Below are 17,952 nucleotides of genomic sequence, written 5' to 3'. Positions count from 1 at the left end.
TTTTTTCGCCTCATGCCGGGGCCACGCAAACTTTGCTACTATGGTTACAGCAGAAATTGACCGGCGCTTTTTACCAAACAACCAAGGACAGTGCGAACATGGACAGCCTCATTACCTTCGAAAAATTGACGGCGCAACACCTGCCTTACCTGTATGAGATCCGCTTTTCCGTTGAAGAAAACCTGCTGCACCCGCATCAGATCCAGTACCTGCAGCGTAAACAGGCGCTGGAGGACATCAACCAGGGCGGCGGCTGGATCTGCAAGCATGGCGACGACTATGCCGGCGTTGGCTTCGGGCTATTCATCCCTGAACCGCTGATCGGCGGTCTGTTCGTGAAGCCGGAATACCAGTCGAAGGGGATCGGCTCCGCCTTGCTGGCCCGGGTCACTCACTGGATGTTTGAGCACGGCGCCGAAGCGATCCACTTAACCACCGATCCTGGCTCCAAAGCCGAAGGCTTTTATCAACATCACGGCTGGGCCGTGGTCGGGCAGGATGAGTTCGGCCAGGCCGAACTGGTGAAACGTAAAGAGGGTGAATAATGACAATCAAAGGATTGATGACGTTACTGCTGCTTTCGCTGTTCAGTGCACCGTTGTATGCGGCCGTTGACTATTTTTACCTGAAACCGCTCGACGGCGAGAAGATCAAGATAACCCGGCAGATGCTGGAGGCGATGCCGGCGCACACGATTAAAACCTCGACCAATTTCACCCCGGAAGATACGTTCACCGGCGTTGAGTTTGCCGAGCTGGTGAAAGCCTATCACCTGAAAGGCCAGTCGGTGCGCGCTTTCGCCTGGGACGATTACTCCTACTCGATGCCGATAGACGAGATGATTAAATACCGCGTGATCGTCGCCTATCAGCGCGGTGGCAAGCCGATCGACGTTGGGGAGCTGGGGCCGTTCGCCATTATTTATCCGCGCGATGGCTACGCCGAGCTGAATAACCTGGATGTGAATGCGAAAACCGTCTGGCAAGTTAAACGGCTGGAGCTGAAATAAGATGAGCAAAAAACTGATCGGTACTCTTATCGCGTTGGTTGCCATCTTCTCCTTATTGATTTTGTTGATTGCCATTAACTTCGGCGGCGTAAAAGAGCGCTACAAGCAAATCGAGCCCAATCTGGACAACTACTCGGTGGCCGAGATCCTTTTTCTGGCGTTTGAAAGGACCAAAACCGCGCTGCTGCTCAGTGAAAACAACGACTACGACGCCTTCCAGATCAAAAAGAAAATCTTCTACTCGAAGATTCAGATCCTGGAGAGCCGTTCGACCTTCAGCGAATCTTTTTATTACGACGACGAGTTCATCAAGAATGTTGCGCTGCTGAAGCAGCAGTACCGCACGTTGGACGATCTCTCCGCCGGCTTGCTGGTGGGGCAGAAAAACAAGGCGGACATTCTCTCTTATATGGATGAGATTGAGGGTACGCTGGTCGATATCCAGGAAATTATTTATCGGATACAGATTAAAAACTTTACCGAAGTGAAAGGCATCATTCAGGACAACTCGAGTAAAGCCGAGATGTTCGCCATCTTTTCGCTGATTTTGGTGTTCCTGATGATGTTTCTGGTGCTGAGGAATGCCTTCTCGTTGAAAGAGATCATCAAGAACAAGAACATCTTCATTTCTTCCATCTACCACGAGATCGCCGGCTCGACCCAGGCCATCGTCATTGCCGCAGATATCATGGAACACGAGCTGGCGCAGGAAGAGTTGAAAAAAGAAGCCCGCCTGATCTCCTATCACGGTAATAAGATCGCCGAGCAAACGCGCGAGGTGATGGATTATTCTCGGCTTGAGATGGGAGAAGTTAAAATCAATATTTCCACCTTCCGGCTGAATGAGGTGGTGGACGATGCCGTAACCGGCATCGGCGCCGGGCGCGGCAATCGCCTCGTGATTCACCGTTCGTCTTATGCCGGCCTGATTGCTTCTGATAAATACAAGCTCTACCGAATATTGGCCAACCTGCTCAGCAACGCGGACAAATTTACCCACCGGGGCGTGGTTACCCTCAATGTGAAGCTGTGCCACGGCAATCTGTATTTGCGGGTGAAAGATACCGGCATCGGGTTTAACGTCGATAACCTGGATCGGTTATATAAGGCGTTCAATCAGGGGGTCGAAAGGGAAACGCGACAGGGGTTGGGGCTGGGGCTGACCATTATCAAAAATTACGTCACGACGATGAAAGGCACCATTAAAGCCAAATCCGTCGAAGGAGTGGGCTCATCGTTTTTGATCCGTATCCCGGTCAAACTAATTAAAGAATAGGTTCGACAGCAGCAGCGAGGAGATAATCAGCGGCTTGGTCGGTTTTTCCACCAGGTGCACGTCATAGTGCAGGATCATATCGCCGATGTTTTTCTCGTAGTGATTCAGCTGGCCGGTCAGAATAATAATGCGGGCGTGCGGATCGAGAACGTCTTTAATTTTTTTCACGACGCGTTCGGAGGTTTCGCCGAAATCCAACAGCCAGTCCAGAATAAACGCCTCAAAGGACTGCTGTTCCAGCGCGGCCAGCATGGCGTCCGCCGTCTGAAAGGTCTCAGTCTCGATGCCGTATCGGCTGGCGATCTTCTTCAACAGTTCGAGAATATCGCCGTCATTATCCAGGATCGCGATACGCGGGGCCGGCAGGAAGTCTATCTTGTTGACTTTGTACAGCGGCGCATCGGCGGCATGTTCCCGATTGGTGCTGATGATAAAAAGATCGTCTTTTTTGTAGGCGTAGGTTTCGTCGTTGTCCGCTTGCGTGACCGGGCACTCGTCGACCTCAATGTTGCAGCGCTTGTGAATGCTGTTCATGATAAAGACGCCGTTATGCGTCCTTTGGCCGGCAAAGGGCTCGTTGAAATACTGGAAAACCTTTTTGACTTCATCGAGGGTGATGCCTCTTTTGCCATCCAGTTTTTGTTTGGCGCTGTTGTACTGAAGGTTCAGTATGTTGGCCATCGTGGAGGCATGCTTTCTGTCGCCAACTCCTTTCAGAGTGAGCAACGCGCTGATTGCATCGATGTAATTGGGCGTTTTCTTCATGACAACCTTGGCTTTTTTGATGTTGACCGCAAGCGCTGAAAAACCTGCGCAAGAACCCGTGCTGGATTATAGATGATGCCCCGGAGCTTGCGGCGATATCAGTTTGATTTTCCTTGGCAAACGCAGAACACACTCGATACTAAATAAAAAAACACTCAAAAGACATTCACATTTAACCGTTTATGTGGTTAATTAGCGCACATACTGTGTGATTCGCGTCCTGGGGGGGTGCCAGTCTCACAAAATAAACCGCCTGCTCTTGTCCGTAAGCAGGGAGCAGGCGGCAAAAAGATCCGCGGCCAACACCAGGGCCATTGGCAGCACCGGGGATGACGACTCGAACCTCTCTTCGTCGCTGTACCTTCTTTTTTCCTCTTTCCCCACTTTTCTGCCGCAACAGCGTCCTATGCGTCTCACCGCTGAGTGAGTGCCGAGCACCGCTAGGCCACAGTCCTTTAGCCGATAAGGCACATGCCCGTACACCCTTACAGGCCGCGATACGCCATATGCGCATTGCCGCGGACGAGGGCCCGGTGTCGCGCAAGAGAATCTCCGGCGCGATCCGGGATGGGATAAGGCGGGGCCATCGAGAGGGAGACGGCCCCGGCCGGCGCCGGGTTTGGCGGTCGGCAAGGTCACTATAGCCGGCGGGTCTGCCGGCGCCAGCGCCACCGTTCGGCATTGCGCGGCCGTTCCAGCGTTTTCTTCACGCGGCGGTAAACGTTGCCGCTTATTGCGCGCTGCGTCCCAGATAATCGTCCCAGTCTTTCCACACCGGCTGCAGCCCGGCATTGCTGATGGCCTCGGCGACCTGCTGCGGCGAGCGGCCGTCGTGCGGCTCGAACTGTTCCAACTCCGGCGGTACGTCGTCGGCATAGCCGCCGGGCTGCGTCTTGGATCCGGCGCTGACGCTGTTGATCGCCACCGGGATCATATGATCGCGGAAGTACGGCGACTCACGCGTAGACAGCGACAGCTCAACGTCCGGCGCGAACAGCCGGAAGGCGCAGATCAGCTGCACCAGCTGAGGCTCGCTCATGATCGACGCCGGCTCAATGCCGCCGGCGCAGGGGCGCAGACGCGGGAACGAGATCGAGTAGCGGCTCTGCCAGTAAGTTTGCTGCAGGTAGAACAGATGTTCCGCCAGCAGGTAGCAGTCGGTGCGCCAACTGTTGGACAGGCCGATCAACGCGCCGAGGCCGATCTTGTCGATCCCGGCGCGCCCCAGGCGATCCGGCGTGGCCAGACGCCAATGGAAATCCTGCTTCTGGCCGCGCACATGGTGCTGCAGATAGGTGGCCGGATGGTAGGTTTCCTGATAGACCAGCACGCCGTCCAGGCCCAGCGTTTTCAGTTCGGCGTACTCGTCCTGCGCCAGCGGCTGCACTTCCATCATCAGCGAGCTGAAGTGGCGGCGGATTGCCGGGATGTGCTGACGGAAATAGTCCATGCCGACCTTGGTCTGATGCTCGCCGGTGACCAGCAACAGGTGTTCGAACCCCAGCGCCTTGATGGCTTCGCACTCGCGTGCGATCTCCGCCGCATCGAGCGTTTTGCGCTTGATGCGGTTGCTCATCGAAAAACCGCAATAGGTGCAGTCGTTGGCACACAGGTTAGAGAGGTACAGCGGCACATAGAAGCTGACGACGTTGCCGAAGCGCTGACGGGTCAGCTGCTGCGCGCGCTGCGCCAGCGGTTCCAGATACGGCGCGGCGGCGGGGGAGATCAGCGCCATAAAGTCGTCACGCGTCAGTTTGTCGGCGTTCAACGCGCGTTCCACGTCGCGTGCGGTTTTGCCGTTGATGCGCAGCGTAATGTCGTCCCAATCCAGCTGTTGCCAGCGGCTACTGAAATCGTCGCCCATCACTGTGCCTCCTCTGGCTGGCTGAGGAAGGCGGTCAGCGGGCTGGAGGCGGCTGCACCGCGCTGGCTAGCGCCCAATCCGGCGCTGCGCGCCAGCTCGCCGGCCTCCAGCGCCAGGCGAAACGCCCGCGCCATTTGCACTGGGTCGCGCGCCACGGCGATGGCGGTATTCACCAGCACCGCGTCGGCGCCCAGTTCCATCGCTTCCAGCGCGTGGCTCGGCGCGCCGATGCCGGCGTCGACCACCACCGGCACCTTGGCCTGCTCGATGATGATCTCGAGGAAGTCACGGGTGCGCAGACCGCGGTTGGAGCCGATAGGGGCGCCGAGCGGCATCACCGCCGCGCAACCCACCTCTTCCAGCCGTTTGCACAGCACCGGATCGGCGCCGCAGTAGGGCAGCACCACAAAACCGTCTTTCACCAGCGTTTCCGCCGCCTTAAGCGTTTCTATCGGATCCGGCAGCAGGTATTTCACATCGGGATGGATCTCCAGCTTCACCCAGTGGGTGCCGAGCGCTTCACGCGCCAGCCGGGCGGCGAACACCGCTTCGGCGGCGGTTTTGGCGCCGGAGGTGTTGGGCAGCAGCCGGGCGCCCAACTGCTGCAGCGGCGCCAAAATGGCGTCGTTGCCGCCGCGCAGATCGACGCGCTTCATGGCCATGGTCACCAGCTGTGAGCCGGAGGCCGCCAGCGCCTCCAGCATTAACGCCGGGGTGGCGAACTTGCCGGTGCCGGTGAACAGGCGCGAGGTAAAAGTGGTATCGGCGATTTTCAGCATGTCAGCCTCCGGCGATCGCTTGAAACAGCAAAATGTCGTCACCGTCCTGCACCTGATGGTCGGCCCAGTCGGCGCGCGGGATGATGGTTTGATTGATTGCCAGCGCGGTGCCCGGCTGGTGGCGTTCCAGCTGGGTCAGCAGGGCGGCGACGCTGAGCGGCTGCGCCAGCTCCAGCGGTTGGTCGTTCAGACGGATCTTCATGCCGCGCCTCCGCATACCGGGCAGGCGCGGGCCTGGCTCAGTTGCAGCGTGCTCCAGCTCTGCTGCTTGCCGTCGAACAGCCGCAGTTTACCGCTGAGGGAGGAAGGCATGCCGGCCAACATTTTGATGGCCTCCAGCGCTTGCAGAGTACCGATCACGCCCACCACCGGGCCGAGCACCCCGGCGGTGCGGCAGTTGCGCTGCGGCTCTTCCTGATCCGGGTACAGGCAGGCGTAGCAGCCGTGCGCATAGGGCGGCTCGAGCACCAACAGCTGGCCGCTGAAACCGACCGCGCTGCCGCTGATCAGCGGCTTGGCGGCGGCGATGCAGGCGGCATTGACCTCATGACGGGTCGCCATATTGTCGCAGCAGTCCAGCACCAGATCGGCGCGGGCGACCGCGTCGCGCAGCGCTTGCCCCTGCAGCCGCTGCGCCAGCGGGATAGATTCCACCAACGGGTTCAGCGCCTGCAGATGGCGTTGCGCCAGCGCCGCCTTGCCGGTGGCGGTATCGGCGCTGCGGTAGAGGATCTGCCGCTGCAGGTTGGTGATGTGCAGCTGGTCGTCGTCGGCCAACAGCAGCGTGCCGACGCCGGCGGCGGCCAGATACAGCGAAGCCGGGGAACCGAGCCCGCCCAAACCGACGATCAGCACCGTGGCGCGCTTGAGCCTCTCCTGGCCTTCCGGGCCGACGTCCTCCAGCAACAGCTGGCGGCTGTAGCGCAGGAATTCCTGATCGTTAAGCATCGTTCGGGCCCTCGCCTTCGATCAGCCGCAGCAGCTCGGCCGTCGCCGCACGCCAGTCCGGCGCCTGGGTGATGGCGCTGACCACCGCCACGCTGCCGACGCCGCACGCCAGCACTGCCGGTACGCGATCGATGCTGATCCCGCCGATCGCCACCGTCGGGTAATCCGCCAGGCCGGCGATGTGGCGTTTCAACTCCGTCAGCCCCTGCGGCGCCGAAGGCATATCTTTGGTTTGGGTGGGGAAGATGTGCCCCAGCGCGATGTAGGACGGTTTCACCGCCAGCGCGCGCGCCAGCTCCGCGTCGTCATGGGTGGACACGCCCAGCCGCAGCCCGGCGCGGTGAATGGCCGCCAGATCGGTGGTATCGAGATCTTCCTGGCCCAGATGTACGCCGTAGGCGCCGTGCTTGATCGCCAGCCGCCAATAGTCGTTGATGAACAGCCGCGCTTGATAACGCTGGCCCAGCGTGATGGCGGCAGCGATGTCCTCTTCGACCTGCTCATCCGGCAGATCCTTGATGCGCAGCTGGATCGTGGTGACGCCGGCCTCCAGCAGACGAGCGATCCATTCCACGCTGTCGACGACCGGGTAAAGCCCCAGTTTGTGGGGCGTAGCCGGGAAGGGGGTCGTGATATCAGTCATTGCTTGTCTCCTCTTGCAGGGTGCCGGCGCCGGCGCTGTGATACAGCTCGCTGCCGCGGGCGCGGAACTCGGCGGACATTTTCTCCATGCCGGTCAGCTGCACTTCGATCGGCTTGGCAGCTTCCTGGGCGGCGGCGTAGTCGCGCACCTCCTGCGAAATCTTCATCGAGCAGAATTTCGGCCCGCACATCGAGCAGAAGTGGGCGACCTTGCCGGATTCCTGCGGCAGGGTTTCGTCGTGATAGGCGCGCGCGGTGGCCGGATCGAGCGCCAGATTGAACTGATCTTCCCAGCGGAATTCGAAACGTGCCTTGGACATGGCGTTATCGCGGATCTGCGCGCCCGGATGGCCTTTGGCCAGATCGGCGGCGTGAGCGGCGATCTTGTAGGTGATCAGGCCCTGCTTGACGTCTTCTTTGTTCGGCAGGCCGAGGTGCTCTTTCGGCGTGACGTAACACAGCATGGCGCAGCCGAACCAGCCGATCATTGCCGCGCCGATGCCGGAGGTGAAATGGTCATAGCCCGGGGCGATATCGGTGGTCAGCGGGCCGAGGGTGTAGAACGGCGCTTCGTGGCAGTGTTCCAGCTCTTCAGTCATGTTGCGGCGGATCATCTGCATCGGCACGTGACCCGGGCCTTCGATCATCACCTGCACGTCGTATTCCCAGGCGATTTTGGTCAGCTCGCCCAGAGTATGCAGCTCGGCGAACTGGGCTTCGTCGTTGGCGTCCTGAATCGAGCCGGGGCGCAGGCCGTCGCCGAGCGACAGCGAAACGTCGTAGGCGGCGCAGATCTCGCAGATTTCACGGAAATGTTGATAGAGGAAGTTTTCCTGATGGTGCGACAGACACCATTTGGCCATGATTGAGCCACCGCGCGATACGATGCCGGTCAGGCGTTTGGCGGTCATCGGCACGTAGCGCAGCAGCACGCCGGCGTGGATGGTGAAGTAGTCGACCCCTTGCTCCGCCTGTTCCAGCAGCGTATCGCGGAACATCGCCCAGGTGAGGTTTTCCGCCACGCCGTTGACCTTCTCCAGCGCTTGGTAGATCGGCACGGTGCCGATGGGCACCGGGCTGTTGCGCAGGATCCACTCGCGGGTTTCGTGAATATAGCGGCCGGTAGAGAGATCCATCACGGTGTCCGCGCCCCAGCGGGTGGACCACACCAGCTTCTCCACCTCTTCTTCGATCGACGACGTGACCGCCGAGTTGCCGATATTGGCGTTCACCTTCACCAGGAAATTGCGGCCGATGATCATCGGCTCCGCCTCCGGATGGTTGATGTTGGCGGGAATGATGGCGCGGCCGGCGGCCACTTCCTGACGCACGAACTCCGGCGTGATGTTGTCCGGCAGGTTGGCGCCCCAGCTTTGGCCCGGATGCTGGTGGCGCAGCACCTCGCCGCGAATGCGCTCGCGCCCCATGTTTTCACGGATGGCGATGAACTCCATCTCTGGGGTGACGATACCGGCGCGGGCATAGTGCAGCTGAGTCACGCACTTGCCCGGCAGCGCCCTGCGCGGCAGCGGCAGATGTTCGAAGCGCAGGTGATCCAGCCCCTCGTCCGCCAGCCGCTGTTGGGTAAAGCCGGAACTGGCACCGCTCAGGGTGGCGGTATCGCCGCGCGCGTCGATCCAGCCGGCGCGCAGCTTGGCCAGGCCAGCGTGCACGTCGAGCTCGGCCTGCGGATCGCCGTAGGGGCCGGCGGTGTCATACACCGGGATCGCCTCGTTGGGTTCATACTGTGGGTGGTCTTTGCTGCCGCCGAGCAGGGTCGGGCTGAGCTGAATTTCGCGCATCGGCACCTGGATATCGCTGCGCGAGCCCTGGAGATAGATGCGGCGTGAGTTCGGGAAAGCCATGCCTTGCAGGGTGTCGATAAACTGCTGGGCGGCTTCGCGTTGCGCTTTACGGGCGCGCGGTGGATTAACGTTAGACATAGCAAGTTCCTACCAGTGTGTTGGGTTGGGAAAGTTGCTTGTCTGGAGCTCGGAGGGAGTAATGATGGTGGCCGATAAGGCAGGGCGCCCGCAAGGGGAAGGCCGTGCCTGTGGCGATAGATTACTCTTGTTCCCTTCGCGGGTATTAACCCGATCAGGTTCCGCGGATCCCGAATTAACGGTCTCAGCCTGGCTGATTCGATGAACAAATCAGGCGCTAGGCACTCCGACAAGATGCCCCCCAGTATAGGAGGGATAAGAAAAAAAACTATAAAATTTTAACGCGCGGGATCCAGCGTCGGGTCCGGCAGCGGTTGCTGCGCGGCCTCCGCTTCCAGCTGGATCAGCTTATCTTCCAGCGCAAAGCGCGCCGCCAGCGTTTCGCCGATATCCGACAGGGCCTGGTGGAATTCCAGACAAACCTCCTGATCGATATCCACTTCGGTATAGCGATCGTGGAACGCCATGATCTGTTCGGTATTGGCCCACAGCTTGGGGTAGATGTTCACCGCCAGCGACATTTTCGGACTGGCTGCGCCTTCCACTTGTTTGATAATTCTGTCATAGATATGAAAATGCCCTGCGGAGAGATAATCCACCAGGTTGTGGCAAAAGTTCTCCAGCGCTTTTTCATTCAGCGGCGTATGCTTTTCTTTATTCGGTTTGAGGCCTACCAGCGTGCAGTAGGCAACCAGCAACTGTTTGCGGGCCTGAAGCCATTGATCAACTAATTCATTACTACCGCCAACGCGCTGAGTCAGCCTTTCCAAACGGTTGAGCATGTTTGACTCCGTGTAAGTAATAAAAGTAACCGGTAAGTTATTAAAATGTAACAAAGCCGATTTGTAGAGTGCCAGTGAAGCTGAGGTTGTGCAACAACGATATGGAACTTGCATTAACGGGCAATGAAAACGGCTGGTGGATCGTCAGCCATGAAAGCAAACTTTGGTTACCGAACGGTGAATTGCCGTCGGGGACGGCCGCCGCTCTTGGGCTGCGGGGCCACATGGCGCGCACCATCGGTGAATGGGAGGGCGCGCCGGTCTGGCTGGTGCGCCAGGCGATGCCGCGGGAGATGGGATCGGTGCGTCAGCTGTTGGATCAGGATCGCGGTCTGTTCCAGCTTGCCGGGCGCGGCGTGCAGCTGGCGGATTTCTACCGCTCTCATCGCTACTGCGGCTATTGCGGCCATGAAATGCACCTCAGCCGCACCGAAAGCGCCTGTCTGTGCGGCCACTGCAAAGAGCGGTACTACCCGCAGATTGCACCCTGCGTGATCGTCGCCATTCGGCGCGACGATCAGATCCTGCTGGCGCAACACGTGCGTCATCGCGGTGGTATCCACACGGTGCTGGCCGGCTTCGTCGAAGTGGGCGAAACGCTGGAGCAGGCGGTGGCGCGCGAAGTGATGGAAGAGAGCAATATTGAAATCAAGAACCTGCGCTACGTCACTTCACAACCGTGGCCGTTCCCACACTCGCTGATGATGGCCTTTATGGCCGATTACCATCAGGGTGACATTCGCCACGATCCCAAGGAGCTGCTCAACGCCGGCTGGTATCGCTACGACCAGCTGCCGCTGTTGCCGCCACCCGGTACTGTGGCGCGCCGGTTGATTGAGGACACCGTGGCGCTGTGCCGGGCAGAATAATGTACAATGGCCGGCAGATTATTAAGGGAGCCCCATAAATGACTGAGTTGAAGAACGATCGCTACCTGCGCGCGCTGTTGCGCCAGCCGGTGGATGTGACCCCCGTATGGATGATGCGTCAGGCCGGTCGTTATTTACCGGAGTACAAGGCGACCCGCGCCCAGGCCGGTGATTTCATGTCGCTGTGCAAGAACGCGGAGCTGGCCTGCGAGGTCACGCTGCAGCCGCTGCGCCGCTATGCGCTGGACGCCGCCATCCTGTTCTCCGACATTCTCACCATTCCCGACGCCATGGGGCTCGGCCTGTACTTTGAAGCCGGCGAAGGCCCGCGTTTCAGCTCCCCCGTGACCTGCCGCGCCGACGTCGACAAGCTGCCGGTGTTCGATCCTGAAGTGGAGTTGGGCTATGTGATGAACGCGGTGCGCACCATTCGCCGCGAGCTGAAGGGCGAAGTGCCGCTGATCGGCTTCTCCGGCAGCCCGTGGACGCTGGCGACTTATATGGTCGAAGGCGGCAGCAGCAAAGCCTTCACCAAGTTGAAGAAGATGATGTATGCCGAACCGGCCACGCTGCACCTGTTGCTGGACAAGCTGGCGGACAGCGTGATCCTGTACCTCAATGCCCAGATTAGAGCCGGCGCGCAGTCGGTGATGGTGTTCGACACCTGGGGCGGCGTACTGACCGGGCGCGATTATCGCGAGTTCTCTTTGCACTACATGCACAAGATCGTCGACGGGCTGCTGCGTGAAAACGACGGTCGCCGCGTGCCGGTGACGCTGTTCACCAAAGGCGGCGGGCAGTGGCTGGAGGCGATGGCCGCCACCGGCTGCGATGCGCTGGGGCTGGATTGGACCACCGACATCGCCGACGCGCGTCGGCGCGTGGGCGACAAAGTGGCGCTGCAGGGCAATATGGATCCGTCGATGCTGTATGCCTCCCCGGCGCGCATCGCGGAAGAAGTGGAGACCATTCTGGCCGGTTTCGGCCACGGCAACGGCCATGTGTTCAACCTGGGCCACGGCATCCATCAGGATGTGCCGCCGGAGCACGCCGGCGCCTTCGTCGAGGCGGTACACGCGCACTCGGCGAAATACCACCGTTAAGGATCCGATGTGACCGATATGGCGGCCCTGCGCGCCGAACAGCTGCGGCGCGCGGCTGAAGTCATTCGCTACGACGATCTGCCGGCCGAACCGCCGGCCTTCATCGCCGGCGCCGACGTGGGCTTCGAACAAGAAGGGGCGGTGACACGCGCCGCCATCGCCATCCTGCGCTATCCGTCGCTGGAGCTGGTGGAGTATCAGGTGGCGCGCATCGCCACCGTCATGCCCTACATCCCGGGCTTCCTGTCGTTTCGCGAATATCCGGCGCTGTTGGCCGCCTGGGGGCAGCTGCAGCAGAAACCGGGGCTGATCTTCGTCGATGGGCATGGCATTTCGCATCCGCGGCGTCTCGGCGTCGCCAGCCATTTCGGTCTGCTGGTCGATGTGCCGACCATCGGCGTGGCCAAGAAGCGCCTGTGCGGCAAATTTGCGCCGCTGGACGCCGCCGTCGGCGCGCTGGCGCCGTTGGAAGATAAGGGTGAACAGCTGGGCTGGGTGTGGCGCAGCAAGGCGCGTTGCAACCCGCTGTTCATCTCTACCGGGCATCGCGTGGGCGCCGACAGCGCGCTGGCGTGGGTGCAACGCTGTATGGCGGGCTACCGTTTACCGGAGCCGACCCGTTGGGCCGACGCCATCGCATCGCGTCGTCCGGCGTTTCAGCGGTGGTTGCAGCAGCATCCGGAGGTGTCGCCATGAGCGATTTCGGGTACACTGCGCCGCAGATAACGCGTAAGAGAGTAAAGCATGCTACGTAACCCGATTCATTTACGCCTGGAACGGCTCGAGGCCTGGCAACATTTGACCTTTATGGCCAGTTTGTGCGAGCGTATGTACCCGAATTACCAGATGTTCTGCAAACAGACCGAGTTCGGCGATCCGGCGGTTTATCGCCGCATTCTGGATTTGGTGTGGGAAACGCTGGTAGTGAAGGATGCCAAGGTCAACTTCGACAGCCAGCTCGAGAAGTTGGAAGAGGCGATTCCGTCGGCGGAAGATTACGATCTTTACGGCGTTTACCCGGCAATTGATGCCTGTATCGCATTAGGGGAACTGATCCATTCGCGGCTCGGCGGGGAGACGCTGGAGCACGCCATCGCCATCAGCGAAACATCGATTCGCACCGTGGCGATGTTGGAAATGACCCAAGCCGGTAAGGAAATGACCGACGAAGAGTTGGAAAGTTTGCCTGCGGTAGAGGAAGAATGGGACATTCAATGGGAAATTTTCCGCCTGTTGGACGCCTGTGAAGAGCGCGATATAGACCTGATCAAGGGGCTGCGATCCGACCTGCGAGAGGCGGGTGTCAGCAACATCGGGATAAATTTAGCGCAATAAGGCAACAAAACGTGATTTAACGCCTGATTTGTCATGCCTTAAGGCTTCACATCCGCACCCTGTCTGGTCTACATTTGGGGGGCGTAAAAAAAGTGGCTATCGGTGCGTGTATGCAGGAGAGTGCTGTCAATCGGCATATCCGTCGCACTCGATGCTTTGCAAACGATAAACACACTGTAAGGATAACTTATGAACAAGACTCAACTGATTGATGTAATCGCGGACAAGGCTGACCTTTCCAAAGCACAAGCTAAACTGGCTCTGGAATCCACCCTGGCTGCTATTACTGAGTCTCTGAAAGAAGGTGATGCAGTACAATTGGTTGGCTTCGGTACTTTCAAAGTAAACCATCGTAGCGAGCGCACTGGCCGCAACCCGCAGACTGGCAAAGAAATCAAAATCGCAGCAGCCAACGTGCCTGCGTTCGTTTCTGGCAAAGCACTGAAAGACGCTGTTAAATAAGACCGCGCCTCGGTGAAAAGATTAAACAGAGGGGCGATGGCGCCCCTTTTGTTTACTCGTCGGGCGCTCATGGCCGTTGGCATCGCCGTCGGCCTGAGCGCTTGCAGTTCCCATTCCGATATTCCCAGCTTTACCGCCAGCGGCTTCGTGGCCGATCAGGGCGTGATACGCCTGTGGCGTAAAGACGATGAGCAACATCGTCCGCAGGTGTTGGTCAGCGTCTACAGCCCATACCGCGGTCCGGGTACCATCACCACGCTATACACCTATCAGGGCGACGTGCTGCGCCAAATCAAACGTAACGACGCCGATGGCGATCGCGACTCTATTCAACTGCGCTTTGCCGACGACGGCACGGTGAGCTTTATGCAGCGCCAGCTGGCGACACGCCGCGAACCGCTGACCCGCGATGAAATCGCCCTGTACCAATATCAGGCGCGGCGGATCCTCGAAGTGAGCAATGCGCTGCGCGCCGGCAAGGTAAAATTGCTGCAGGGGCGTTGGATGCAGGGCGAGGTGCAAACCTGCGACGGCCAACGCATGAAACCGGGGCTGGATGCCGCCTCCATCGTCTGGATCGAGAAGCGTGCCCGCAGCAGCAGCCGGCCGGTGAGCGTTGCCTGGCTGGAAGCGCCCGAAGGCAGCGAACTGCTGCTGGTGGCGAACGACGACTTCTGCAGCTGGGAACCGAAAGAAGACCAGCTATAAAAAAGGCCCCGCGCTGCGGAGCCTCTCGTCATGACCTTATACGGTCAAATCACTTGCCGCGCGCAATCGCGCGATAACCGATGTCTTTGCGGCAGAAGCTGCCCGGCCACTCAATGCCTTCGGCCAGCTGGTAGGCACGTTGCTGCGCCTGCGCCACGGTGTCGCCCAGCGCGGTTACGCACAGCACGCGGCCGCCGCTGGTGACGACGTCATTGCCCTGCAGGCGTGTACCGGCATGGAAGACCTTACCGTCGGCGCTTTCCTGTTGCGGCAGCCCCTGGATCACCTCGCCGTTGCGATAGTCGCCGGGATAACCGCCGGCCGCCAGCACCACGCCGAGCGCAGGGCGTTCGTCCCAGTCGGAGCTTTTCTCGTTCAGGCGGCCTTCCGCGCCCGCCAGGCACAGTTCCACCAGATCGGAACGCAGGCGCAGCATGATGGGCTGGGTTTCGGGATCGCCAAAACGGCAGTTGAATTCGATCACCTTCGGCTGGCCGTCGGCGGCGATCATCAGGCCGGCGTACAGGAAGCCGACGTAGGTGTTGCCTTCCGCCGCCATGCCGCGCACCGTCGGCCAGATCACCTGGTCCATGGCGCGCCGGTGGATTTCGTCGGTCACGACCGGCGCCGGGGAGTAGGCCCCCATGCCGCCGGTGTTCGGGCCGGTATCGCCGTCGCCGACGCGTTTGTGGTCCTGGCTGGTGGCCATCGGCACCACGTTCTCGCCGTCGACCATCACGATGAAGCTGGCTTCTTCGCCGTCGAGGAACTCTTCCACCACGATGCGATGACCGGCGTCGCCGAAGGCGTTGCCGGCCAGCATGTCACGCACGGCTTCTTCCGCTTCCTGCAGCGTCATCGCGACGATCACGCCTTTACCGGCCGCCAGGCCATCGGCCTTGATGACGATCGGCGCGCCTTTGCGGCGCACATAGGCCAGTGCCGGCTCCACCTCGGTGAAGTTTTCATATTCGGCGGTCGGGATGCGGTGGCGCGCCAGGAAATCCTTGGTGAAGGCTTTGGAGCCTTCGAGCTGCGCGGCGGCCTGCGACGGGCCGAAGATTTTCAGGCCGGCGGCCTGAAAGGCGTCGACCACGCCGATCACCAGCGGCGCTTCCGGCCCGACGATGGTCAGACCGATGTCATGGCTCTGGGCGAAAGCGACCAGAGCAGGGATGTCGGTGGCGGCGATCGCCACGTTTTCCAGATTGGCTTCCAGCGCGGTGCCGGCATTGCCCGGCGCAACGTAGACTTTGTCCGCCAGCGGAGACTGGGCGGCTTTCCAGGCCAGCGCGTGTTCGCGCCCGCCGTTGCCGATAATCAAAATGTTCATCAGGGGCTCCACGAATGGCGTGCGCCGGAGCGCACGCGGCAAAAGGAATTAATGGCGGAAGTGACGCATGTCGGTAAAGATCATGGCGATGCCGTGTTCGTTGGCGGCGGCGATCACTTCGTCGTCGCGGATAGAGCCGCCCGGCTGGATCACGCAGGTAATGCCGACGGCCGCCGCGGCATCGATGCCGTCGCGGAACGGGAAGAAGGCGTCGGAGGCCATGGCGGACCCTTTCACCTCCAGCCCTTCGTCGCCCGCTTTGATGCCGGCGATCTTGGCGGAGTAAACGCGGCTCATCTGGCCGGCACCTATGCCGATGGTCATGTTGTCACGTGCATAAACGATGGCGTTGGATTTCACGAACTTGGCCACTTTCCAGCAGAACAGCGCGTCGCGCAGTTCCTGTTCGGTCGGCTGGCGCTCGGATACCACACGCAGATCGGCGGCGGTCACCATGCCCAGATCGCGATCCTGCACCAGCAGGCCGCCGTTGACGCGCTTGAAGTCCAGTCCCGCTTCGCGTTGCTGCCACTGGCCGCAGGCCAGCACGCGTACGTTCTGTTTGGCGGCCAGCAGGGAGCGCGCTTCCTGGGTGACGTTTGGCGCGATGATCACTTCCACGAATTGGCGGCTGATGATCGCCTGCGCGGTGGCGGCATCCAGTTCGCGGTTAAAGGCAATGATGCCGCCGAAGGCGGAGGTCGGGTCGGTTTGGTAAGCGCGCTCGTAGGCGGCCAGGATGTCGTCGCCGATCGCCACGCCACAAGGGTTGGCGTGTTTGACGATCACGCAGGCCGGTTCGGCGAACTCTTTCACGCATTCCAGCGCGGCGTCGGTATCGGCGATGTTGTTATAAGACAGCGCCTTGCCCTGCAGCTGCTCGGCGGTCGCGACGGACGCTTCCTTTACCTCTTCTTCTATATAGAAGGCGGCCTGCTGGTGGCTGTTCTCACCGTAGCGCATATCCTGCTTCTTGATGTAGTTGAGGTTCAGGGTACGCGGGAAGCGGCCGGACGGCTGTTCGGTCTCGCCGTGGTATGCCGGCACCAGCGTGCCGAAGTAGTTGGCGATCATGCTGTCGTAGGCGGCGGTGTGTTCGAAGGCCTTGATGGCGAGATCGAAGCGGGTGGCATAGCGCAGCGAGCCGTCGTTGTTGTCCATCTCGGTAATGATGGCGGCGTAGTCGCTGCTCTTCACCACGATGGCAACGTCTTTATGGTTCTTGGCGGCGGAGCGCACCATAGTCGGGCCGCCGATATCGATATTCTCGACCGCGTCTTCCAGCGAGCAATCTGGGCGCGCCACGGTTTGGGCGAACGGATACAGATTGACGACCACCATGTCGATAGGCTTGATGTCATGCTGATTCATGACGGCGTCGTCCTGGCCGCGGCGGCCGAGGATACCGCCGTGAACTTTCGGGTGCAGGGTCTTAACTCGTCCGTCCATCATTTCCGGGAAGCCGGTGTAGTCGGATACTTCGGTAACGGGCAGACCGGCGTCTGCCAGCAGGCGGGCGGTACCGCCAGTGGAGAGCAGTTCAACGCCGCGCTGGGAAAGCGCTTCGGCGAATTCAACGATACCGGCTTTGTCAGACACGCTGAGCAGGGCCCGGCGGATTGGACGAGGTTGTTGCATGGTTTTATCCCTTGGCTTTGAGTCGCAATTAAAGAGCGTTACGTGAATGTCCACCTCGTTCTCTCTATAAGGAAGGTTTTTTGCCTTATAAAGGGAGGGTCAGGCACATATTCAGGTAACGCCCCCATAAAAAGGGGGATCGTTTCGTCGCGGGGAATTGTAGCGAAAACGTTTGCGTGGCGCTCGTAAATTTTCCGTGCAAATCGCATCTGTGGATAACACTGTGTGCAAGTGGGTATAAGGCGGGGTTTTGCTGTGGAATGCAGCGAACGATCGTTTTTGCTGAAAATACCTGTTGCGGCCTGCGAGGAACTCCCTATAATGCGCCTCCATCGACACGGAACATGTGAACAACTTCACAGAGTATCCGGGGGTCGCAGAGAAAAAATCCTGAAAATTAGGGTTGACTCTGAAAGAGGAAAGCGTAATATACGCCACCTCGAGTTAGCAAGCGAAAGCGCCTAACTCACTGCTCTTTAACAATTTATCAGACAAT

At 59.9% G+C, this 17,952-nt stretch carries 19 protein-coding genes and 1 riboswitch; of the genes, 9 read left to right on the top strand and 10 right to left on the bottom strand.

What is annotated here, in order from left to right; translation table 11 throughout:
• Positions 1-98: 98 nt before the first annotated feature.
• From AC4PR2_RS24245 to AC4PR2_RS24235, 3 genes are read left to right on the top strand one after another with little or no spacing between them, the layout of a single operon-like run.
• Complete coding sequence (locus AC4PR2_RS24245; RefSeq protein WP_049202132.1) at positions 99-545, top strand: GNAT family N-acetyltransferase; 447 nt, start codon at positions 99-101, stop codon at positions 543-545.
• On the top strand, positions 545-1,009 hold the full coding sequence (locus AC4PR2_RS24240; RefSeq protein WP_049202133.1) for a putative pterin-binding protein: 465 nt from the start codon (positions 545-547) through the stop codon (positions 1,007-1,009). The genes AC4PR2_RS24245 and AC4PR2_RS24240 overlap by 1 nt, the downstream gene beginning before the upstream one ends.
• A gap of 1 nt (position 1,010) precedes the next feature.
• Positions 1,011-2,285, top strand: a complete 1,275-nt coding sequence (locus AC4PR2_RS24235) for a sensor histidine kinase (protein WP_492175575.1) — start codon at positions 1,011-1,013, stop codon at positions 2,283-2,285.
• On the opposite strand, the gene AC4PR2_RS24230 is transcribed toward AC4PR2_RS24235, so the two are convergent.
• From AC4PR2_RS24230 to AC4PR2_RS24195, 8 genes are all read right to left on the bottom strand, one after another.
• A complete protein-coding gene (locus AC4PR2_RS24230; protein ID WP_049193488.1) occupies positions 2,271-2,966 on the bottom strand; it encodes a helix-turn-helix domain-containing protein in 696 nt (231 codons plus the stop codon). The two genes, AC4PR2_RS24235 and AC4PR2_RS24230, sit on opposite strands and share 15 nt — an antisense overlap.
• An 814-nt stretch (positions 2,967-3,780) precedes the next feature.
• Entirely contained in the window at positions 3,781-4,914 is a 1,134-nt protein-coding gene (thiH, locus tag AC4PR2_RS24225) for a 2-iminoacetate synthase ThiH (RefSeq protein WP_197804327.1), read from the bottom strand.
• On the bottom strand, positions 4,914-5,693 hold the full coding sequence (locus AC4PR2_RS24220; RefSeq protein ID WP_060442885.1) for a thiazole synthase: 780 nt from the start codon (positions 5,691-5,693) through the stop codon (positions 4,914-4,916). The genes thiH and AC4PR2_RS24220 overlap by 1 nt, the downstream gene beginning before the upstream one ends.
• Position 5,694: 1 nt before the next feature.
• Entirely contained in the window at positions 5,695-5,895 is a 201-nt protein-coding gene (gene thiS / locus AC4PR2_RS24215) for a sulfur carrier protein ThiS (RefSeq protein WP_016929423.1), read from the bottom strand.
• Entirely contained in the window at positions 5,892-6,641 is a 750-nt protein-coding gene (locus AC4PR2_RS24210; RefSeq protein ID WP_049202137.1) for a HesA/MoeB/ThiF family protein, read from the bottom strand. Before AC4PR2_RS24210 ends, thiS begins: the two co-directional genes overlap by 4 nt.
• The gene (thiE, locus tag AC4PR2_RS24205) at positions 6,634-7,284 is read right to left on the bottom strand and encodes a thiamine phosphate synthase (RefSeq protein ID WP_197757710.1); all 651 of its coding nucleotides are present in this window, start codon (positions 7,282-7,284) and stop codon (positions 6,634-6,636) included. Before thiE ends, AC4PR2_RS24210 begins: the two co-directional genes overlap by 8 nt.
• Positions 7,277-9,226, bottom strand: coding sequence for a phosphomethylpyrimidine synthase ThiC (thiC, locus tag AC4PR2_RS24200; RefSeq protein ID WP_169317962.1), 1,950 nt, complete (start codon positions 9,224-9,226; stop codon positions 7,277-7,279). Before thiC ends, thiE begins: the two co-directional genes overlap by 8 nt.
• Positions 9,227-9,340: 114 nt before the next feature.
• Positions 9,341-9,465, bottom strand: a riboswitch (TPP riboswitch).
• A gap of 39 nt (positions 9,466-9,504) precedes the next feature.
• A complete protein-coding gene (locus tag AC4PR2_RS24195; protein WP_060441484.1) occupies positions 9,505-10,008 on the bottom strand; it encodes an Rsd/AlgQ family anti-sigma factor in 504 nt (167 codons plus the stop codon).
• Between the two features lie 101 nt (positions 10,009-10,109).
• On the opposite strand from AC4PR2_RS24195, the gene nudC reads away from it, so the two are divergent.
• From nudC to AC4PR2_RS24165, 6 genes are all read left to right on the top strand, one after another.
• Positions 10,110-10,877 (top strand): NAD(+) diphosphatase, encoded by a 768-nt coding sequence (gene nudC, locus AC4PR2_RS24190; protein WP_060425367.1) that lies wholly within the window; start codon positions 10,110-10,112, stop codon positions 10,875-10,877.
• A gap of 38 nt (positions 10,878-10,915) precedes the next feature.
• Positions 10,916-11,980, top strand: coding sequence for a uroporphyrinogen decarboxylase (gene hemE, locus AC4PR2_RS24185; RefSeq protein ID WP_149571975.1), 1,065 nt, complete (start codon positions 10,916-10,918; stop codon positions 11,978-11,980).
• 9 nt (positions 11,981-11,989) lie between these two features.
• Entirely contained in the window at positions 11,990-12,676 is a 687-nt protein-coding gene (gene nfi, locus AC4PR2_RS24180; protein ID WP_038872943.1) for a deoxyribonuclease V, read from the top strand.
• 48 nt (positions 12,677-12,724) lie between these two features.
• The gene (locus AC4PR2_RS24175; RefSeq protein WP_025160203.1) at positions 12,725-13,315 is read left to right on the top strand and encodes a YjaG family protein; all 591 of its coding nucleotides are present in this window, start codon (positions 12,725-12,727) and stop codon (positions 13,313-13,315) included.
• Between the two features lie 189 nt (positions 13,316-13,504).
• Positions 13,505-13,777 carry a nucleoid-associated protein HU-alpha gene (hupA, locus tag AC4PR2_RS24170; RefSeq protein WP_004929874.1) on the top strand — a complete coding sequence of 91 codons (273 nt, stop codon included), beginning with the start codon at positions 13,505-13,507 and terminating at the stop codon, positions 13,775-13,777.
• Between the two features lie 36 nt (positions 13,778-13,813).
• A complete protein-coding gene (locus tag AC4PR2_RS24165; protein WP_180548021.1) occupies positions 13,814-14,485 on the top strand; it encodes a DUF1481 domain-containing protein in 672 nt (223 codons plus the stop codon).
• A gap of 49 nt (positions 14,486-14,534) precedes the next feature.
• Here the strand turns inward: AC4PR2_RS24165 and purD are convergent, their stop codons facing one another.
• Positions 14,535-15,818, bottom strand: coding sequence for a phosphoribosylamine--glycine ligase (purD, locus tag AC4PR2_RS24160; protein ID WP_060425337.1), 1,284 nt, complete (start codon positions 15,816-15,818; stop codon positions 14,535-14,537).
• Positions 15,819-15,866: 48 nt separating this feature from the next.
• Positions 15,867-17,456, bottom strand: coding sequence for a bifunctional phosphoribosylaminoimidazolecarboxamide formyltransferase/IMP cyclohydrolase (purH, locus tag AC4PR2_RS24155; RefSeq protein WP_154618208.1), 1,590 nt, complete (start codon positions 17,454-17,456; stop codon positions 15,867-15,869).
• Positions 17,457-17,952: the final 496 nt, after the last annotated feature.

This window comes from Serratia sp. A07, assembly GCF_058725505.1.
This window is presented reverse-complemented; position numbering and strand designations above follow the sequence as displayed.

What these genes read in the sequence shown, in the direction of transcription:
- AC4PR2_RS24165 (WP_180548021.1), top strand. Translation starts at nt 13,814, where the DNA reads ATGGCGCCCCTTTTGTTTACTCGTCGGGCGCTCATGGCCGTTGGCATC.
- hupA (WP_004929874.1), top strand. Translation starts at nt 13,505, where the DNA reads ATGAACAAGACTCAACTGATTGATGTAATCGCGGACAAGGCTGACCTT.
- AC4PR2_RS24235 (WP_492175575.1), top strand. Translation starts at nt 1,011, where the DNA reads ATGAGCAAAAAACTGATCGGTACTCTTATCGCGTTGGTTGCCATCTTC.
- hemE (WP_149571975.1), top strand. Translation starts at nt 10,916, where the DNA reads ATGACTGAGTTGAAGAACGATCGCTACCTGCGCGCGCTGTTGCGCCAG.
- AC4PR2_RS24195 (WP_060441484.1), bottom strand. Translation starts at nt 10,008, where the DNA reads ATGCTCAACCGTTTGGAAAGGCTGACTCAGCGCGTTGGCGGTAGTAAT.
- AC4PR2_RS24230 (WP_049193488.1), bottom strand. Translation starts at nt 2,966, where the DNA reads ATGGCCAACATACTGAACCTTCAGTACAACAGCGCCAAACAAAAACTG.
- AC4PR2_RS24210 (WP_049202137.1), bottom strand. Translation starts at nt 6,641, where the DNA reads ATGCTTAACGATCAGGAATTCCTGCGCTACAGCCGCCAGCTGTTGCTG.
- purD (WP_060425337.1), bottom strand. Translation starts at nt 15,818, where the DNA reads ATGAACATTTTGATTATCGGCAACGGCGGGCGCGAACACGCGCTGGCC.
- AC4PR2_RS24175 (WP_025160203.1), top strand. Translation starts at nt 12,725, where the DNA reads ATGCTACGTAACCCGATTCATTTACGCCTGGAACGGCTCGAGGCCTGG.
- AC4PR2_RS24245 (WP_049202132.1), top strand. Translation starts at nt 99, where the DNA reads ATGGACAGCCTCATTACCTTCGAAAAATTGACGGCGCAACACCTGCCT.
- purH (WP_154618208.1), bottom strand. Translation starts at nt 17,456, where the DNA reads ATGCAACAACCTCGTCCAATCCGCCGGGCCCTGCTCAGCGTGTCTGAC.
- thiE (WP_197757710.1), bottom strand. Translation starts at nt 7,284, where the DNA reads ATGACTGATATCACGACCCCCTTCCCGGCTACGCCCCACAAACTGGGG.
- thiC (WP_169317962.1), bottom strand. Translation starts at nt 9,226, where the DNA reads ATGTCTAACGTTAATCCACCGCGCGCCCGTAAAGCGCAACGCGAAGCC.
- thiS (WP_016929423.1), bottom strand. Translation starts at nt 5,895, where the DNA reads ATGAAGATCCGTCTGAACGACCAACCGCTGGAGCTGGCGCAGCCGCTC.
- nudC (WP_060425367.1), top strand. Translation starts at nt 10,110, where the DNA reads ATGGAACTTGCATTAACGGGCAATGAAAACGGCTGGTGGATCGTCAGC.
- thiH (WP_197804327.1), bottom strand. Translation starts at nt 4,914, where the DNA reads ATGGGCGACGATTTCAGTAGCCGCTGGCAACAGCTGGATTGGGACGAC.
- AC4PR2_RS24220 (WP_060442885.1), bottom strand. Translation starts at nt 5,693, where the DNA reads ATGCTGAAAATCGCCGATACCACTTTTACCTCGCGCCTGTTCACCGGC.
- AC4PR2_RS24240 (WP_049202133.1), top strand. Translation starts at nt 545, where the DNA reads ATGACAATCAAAGGATTGATGACGTTACTGCTGCTTTCGCTGTTCAGT.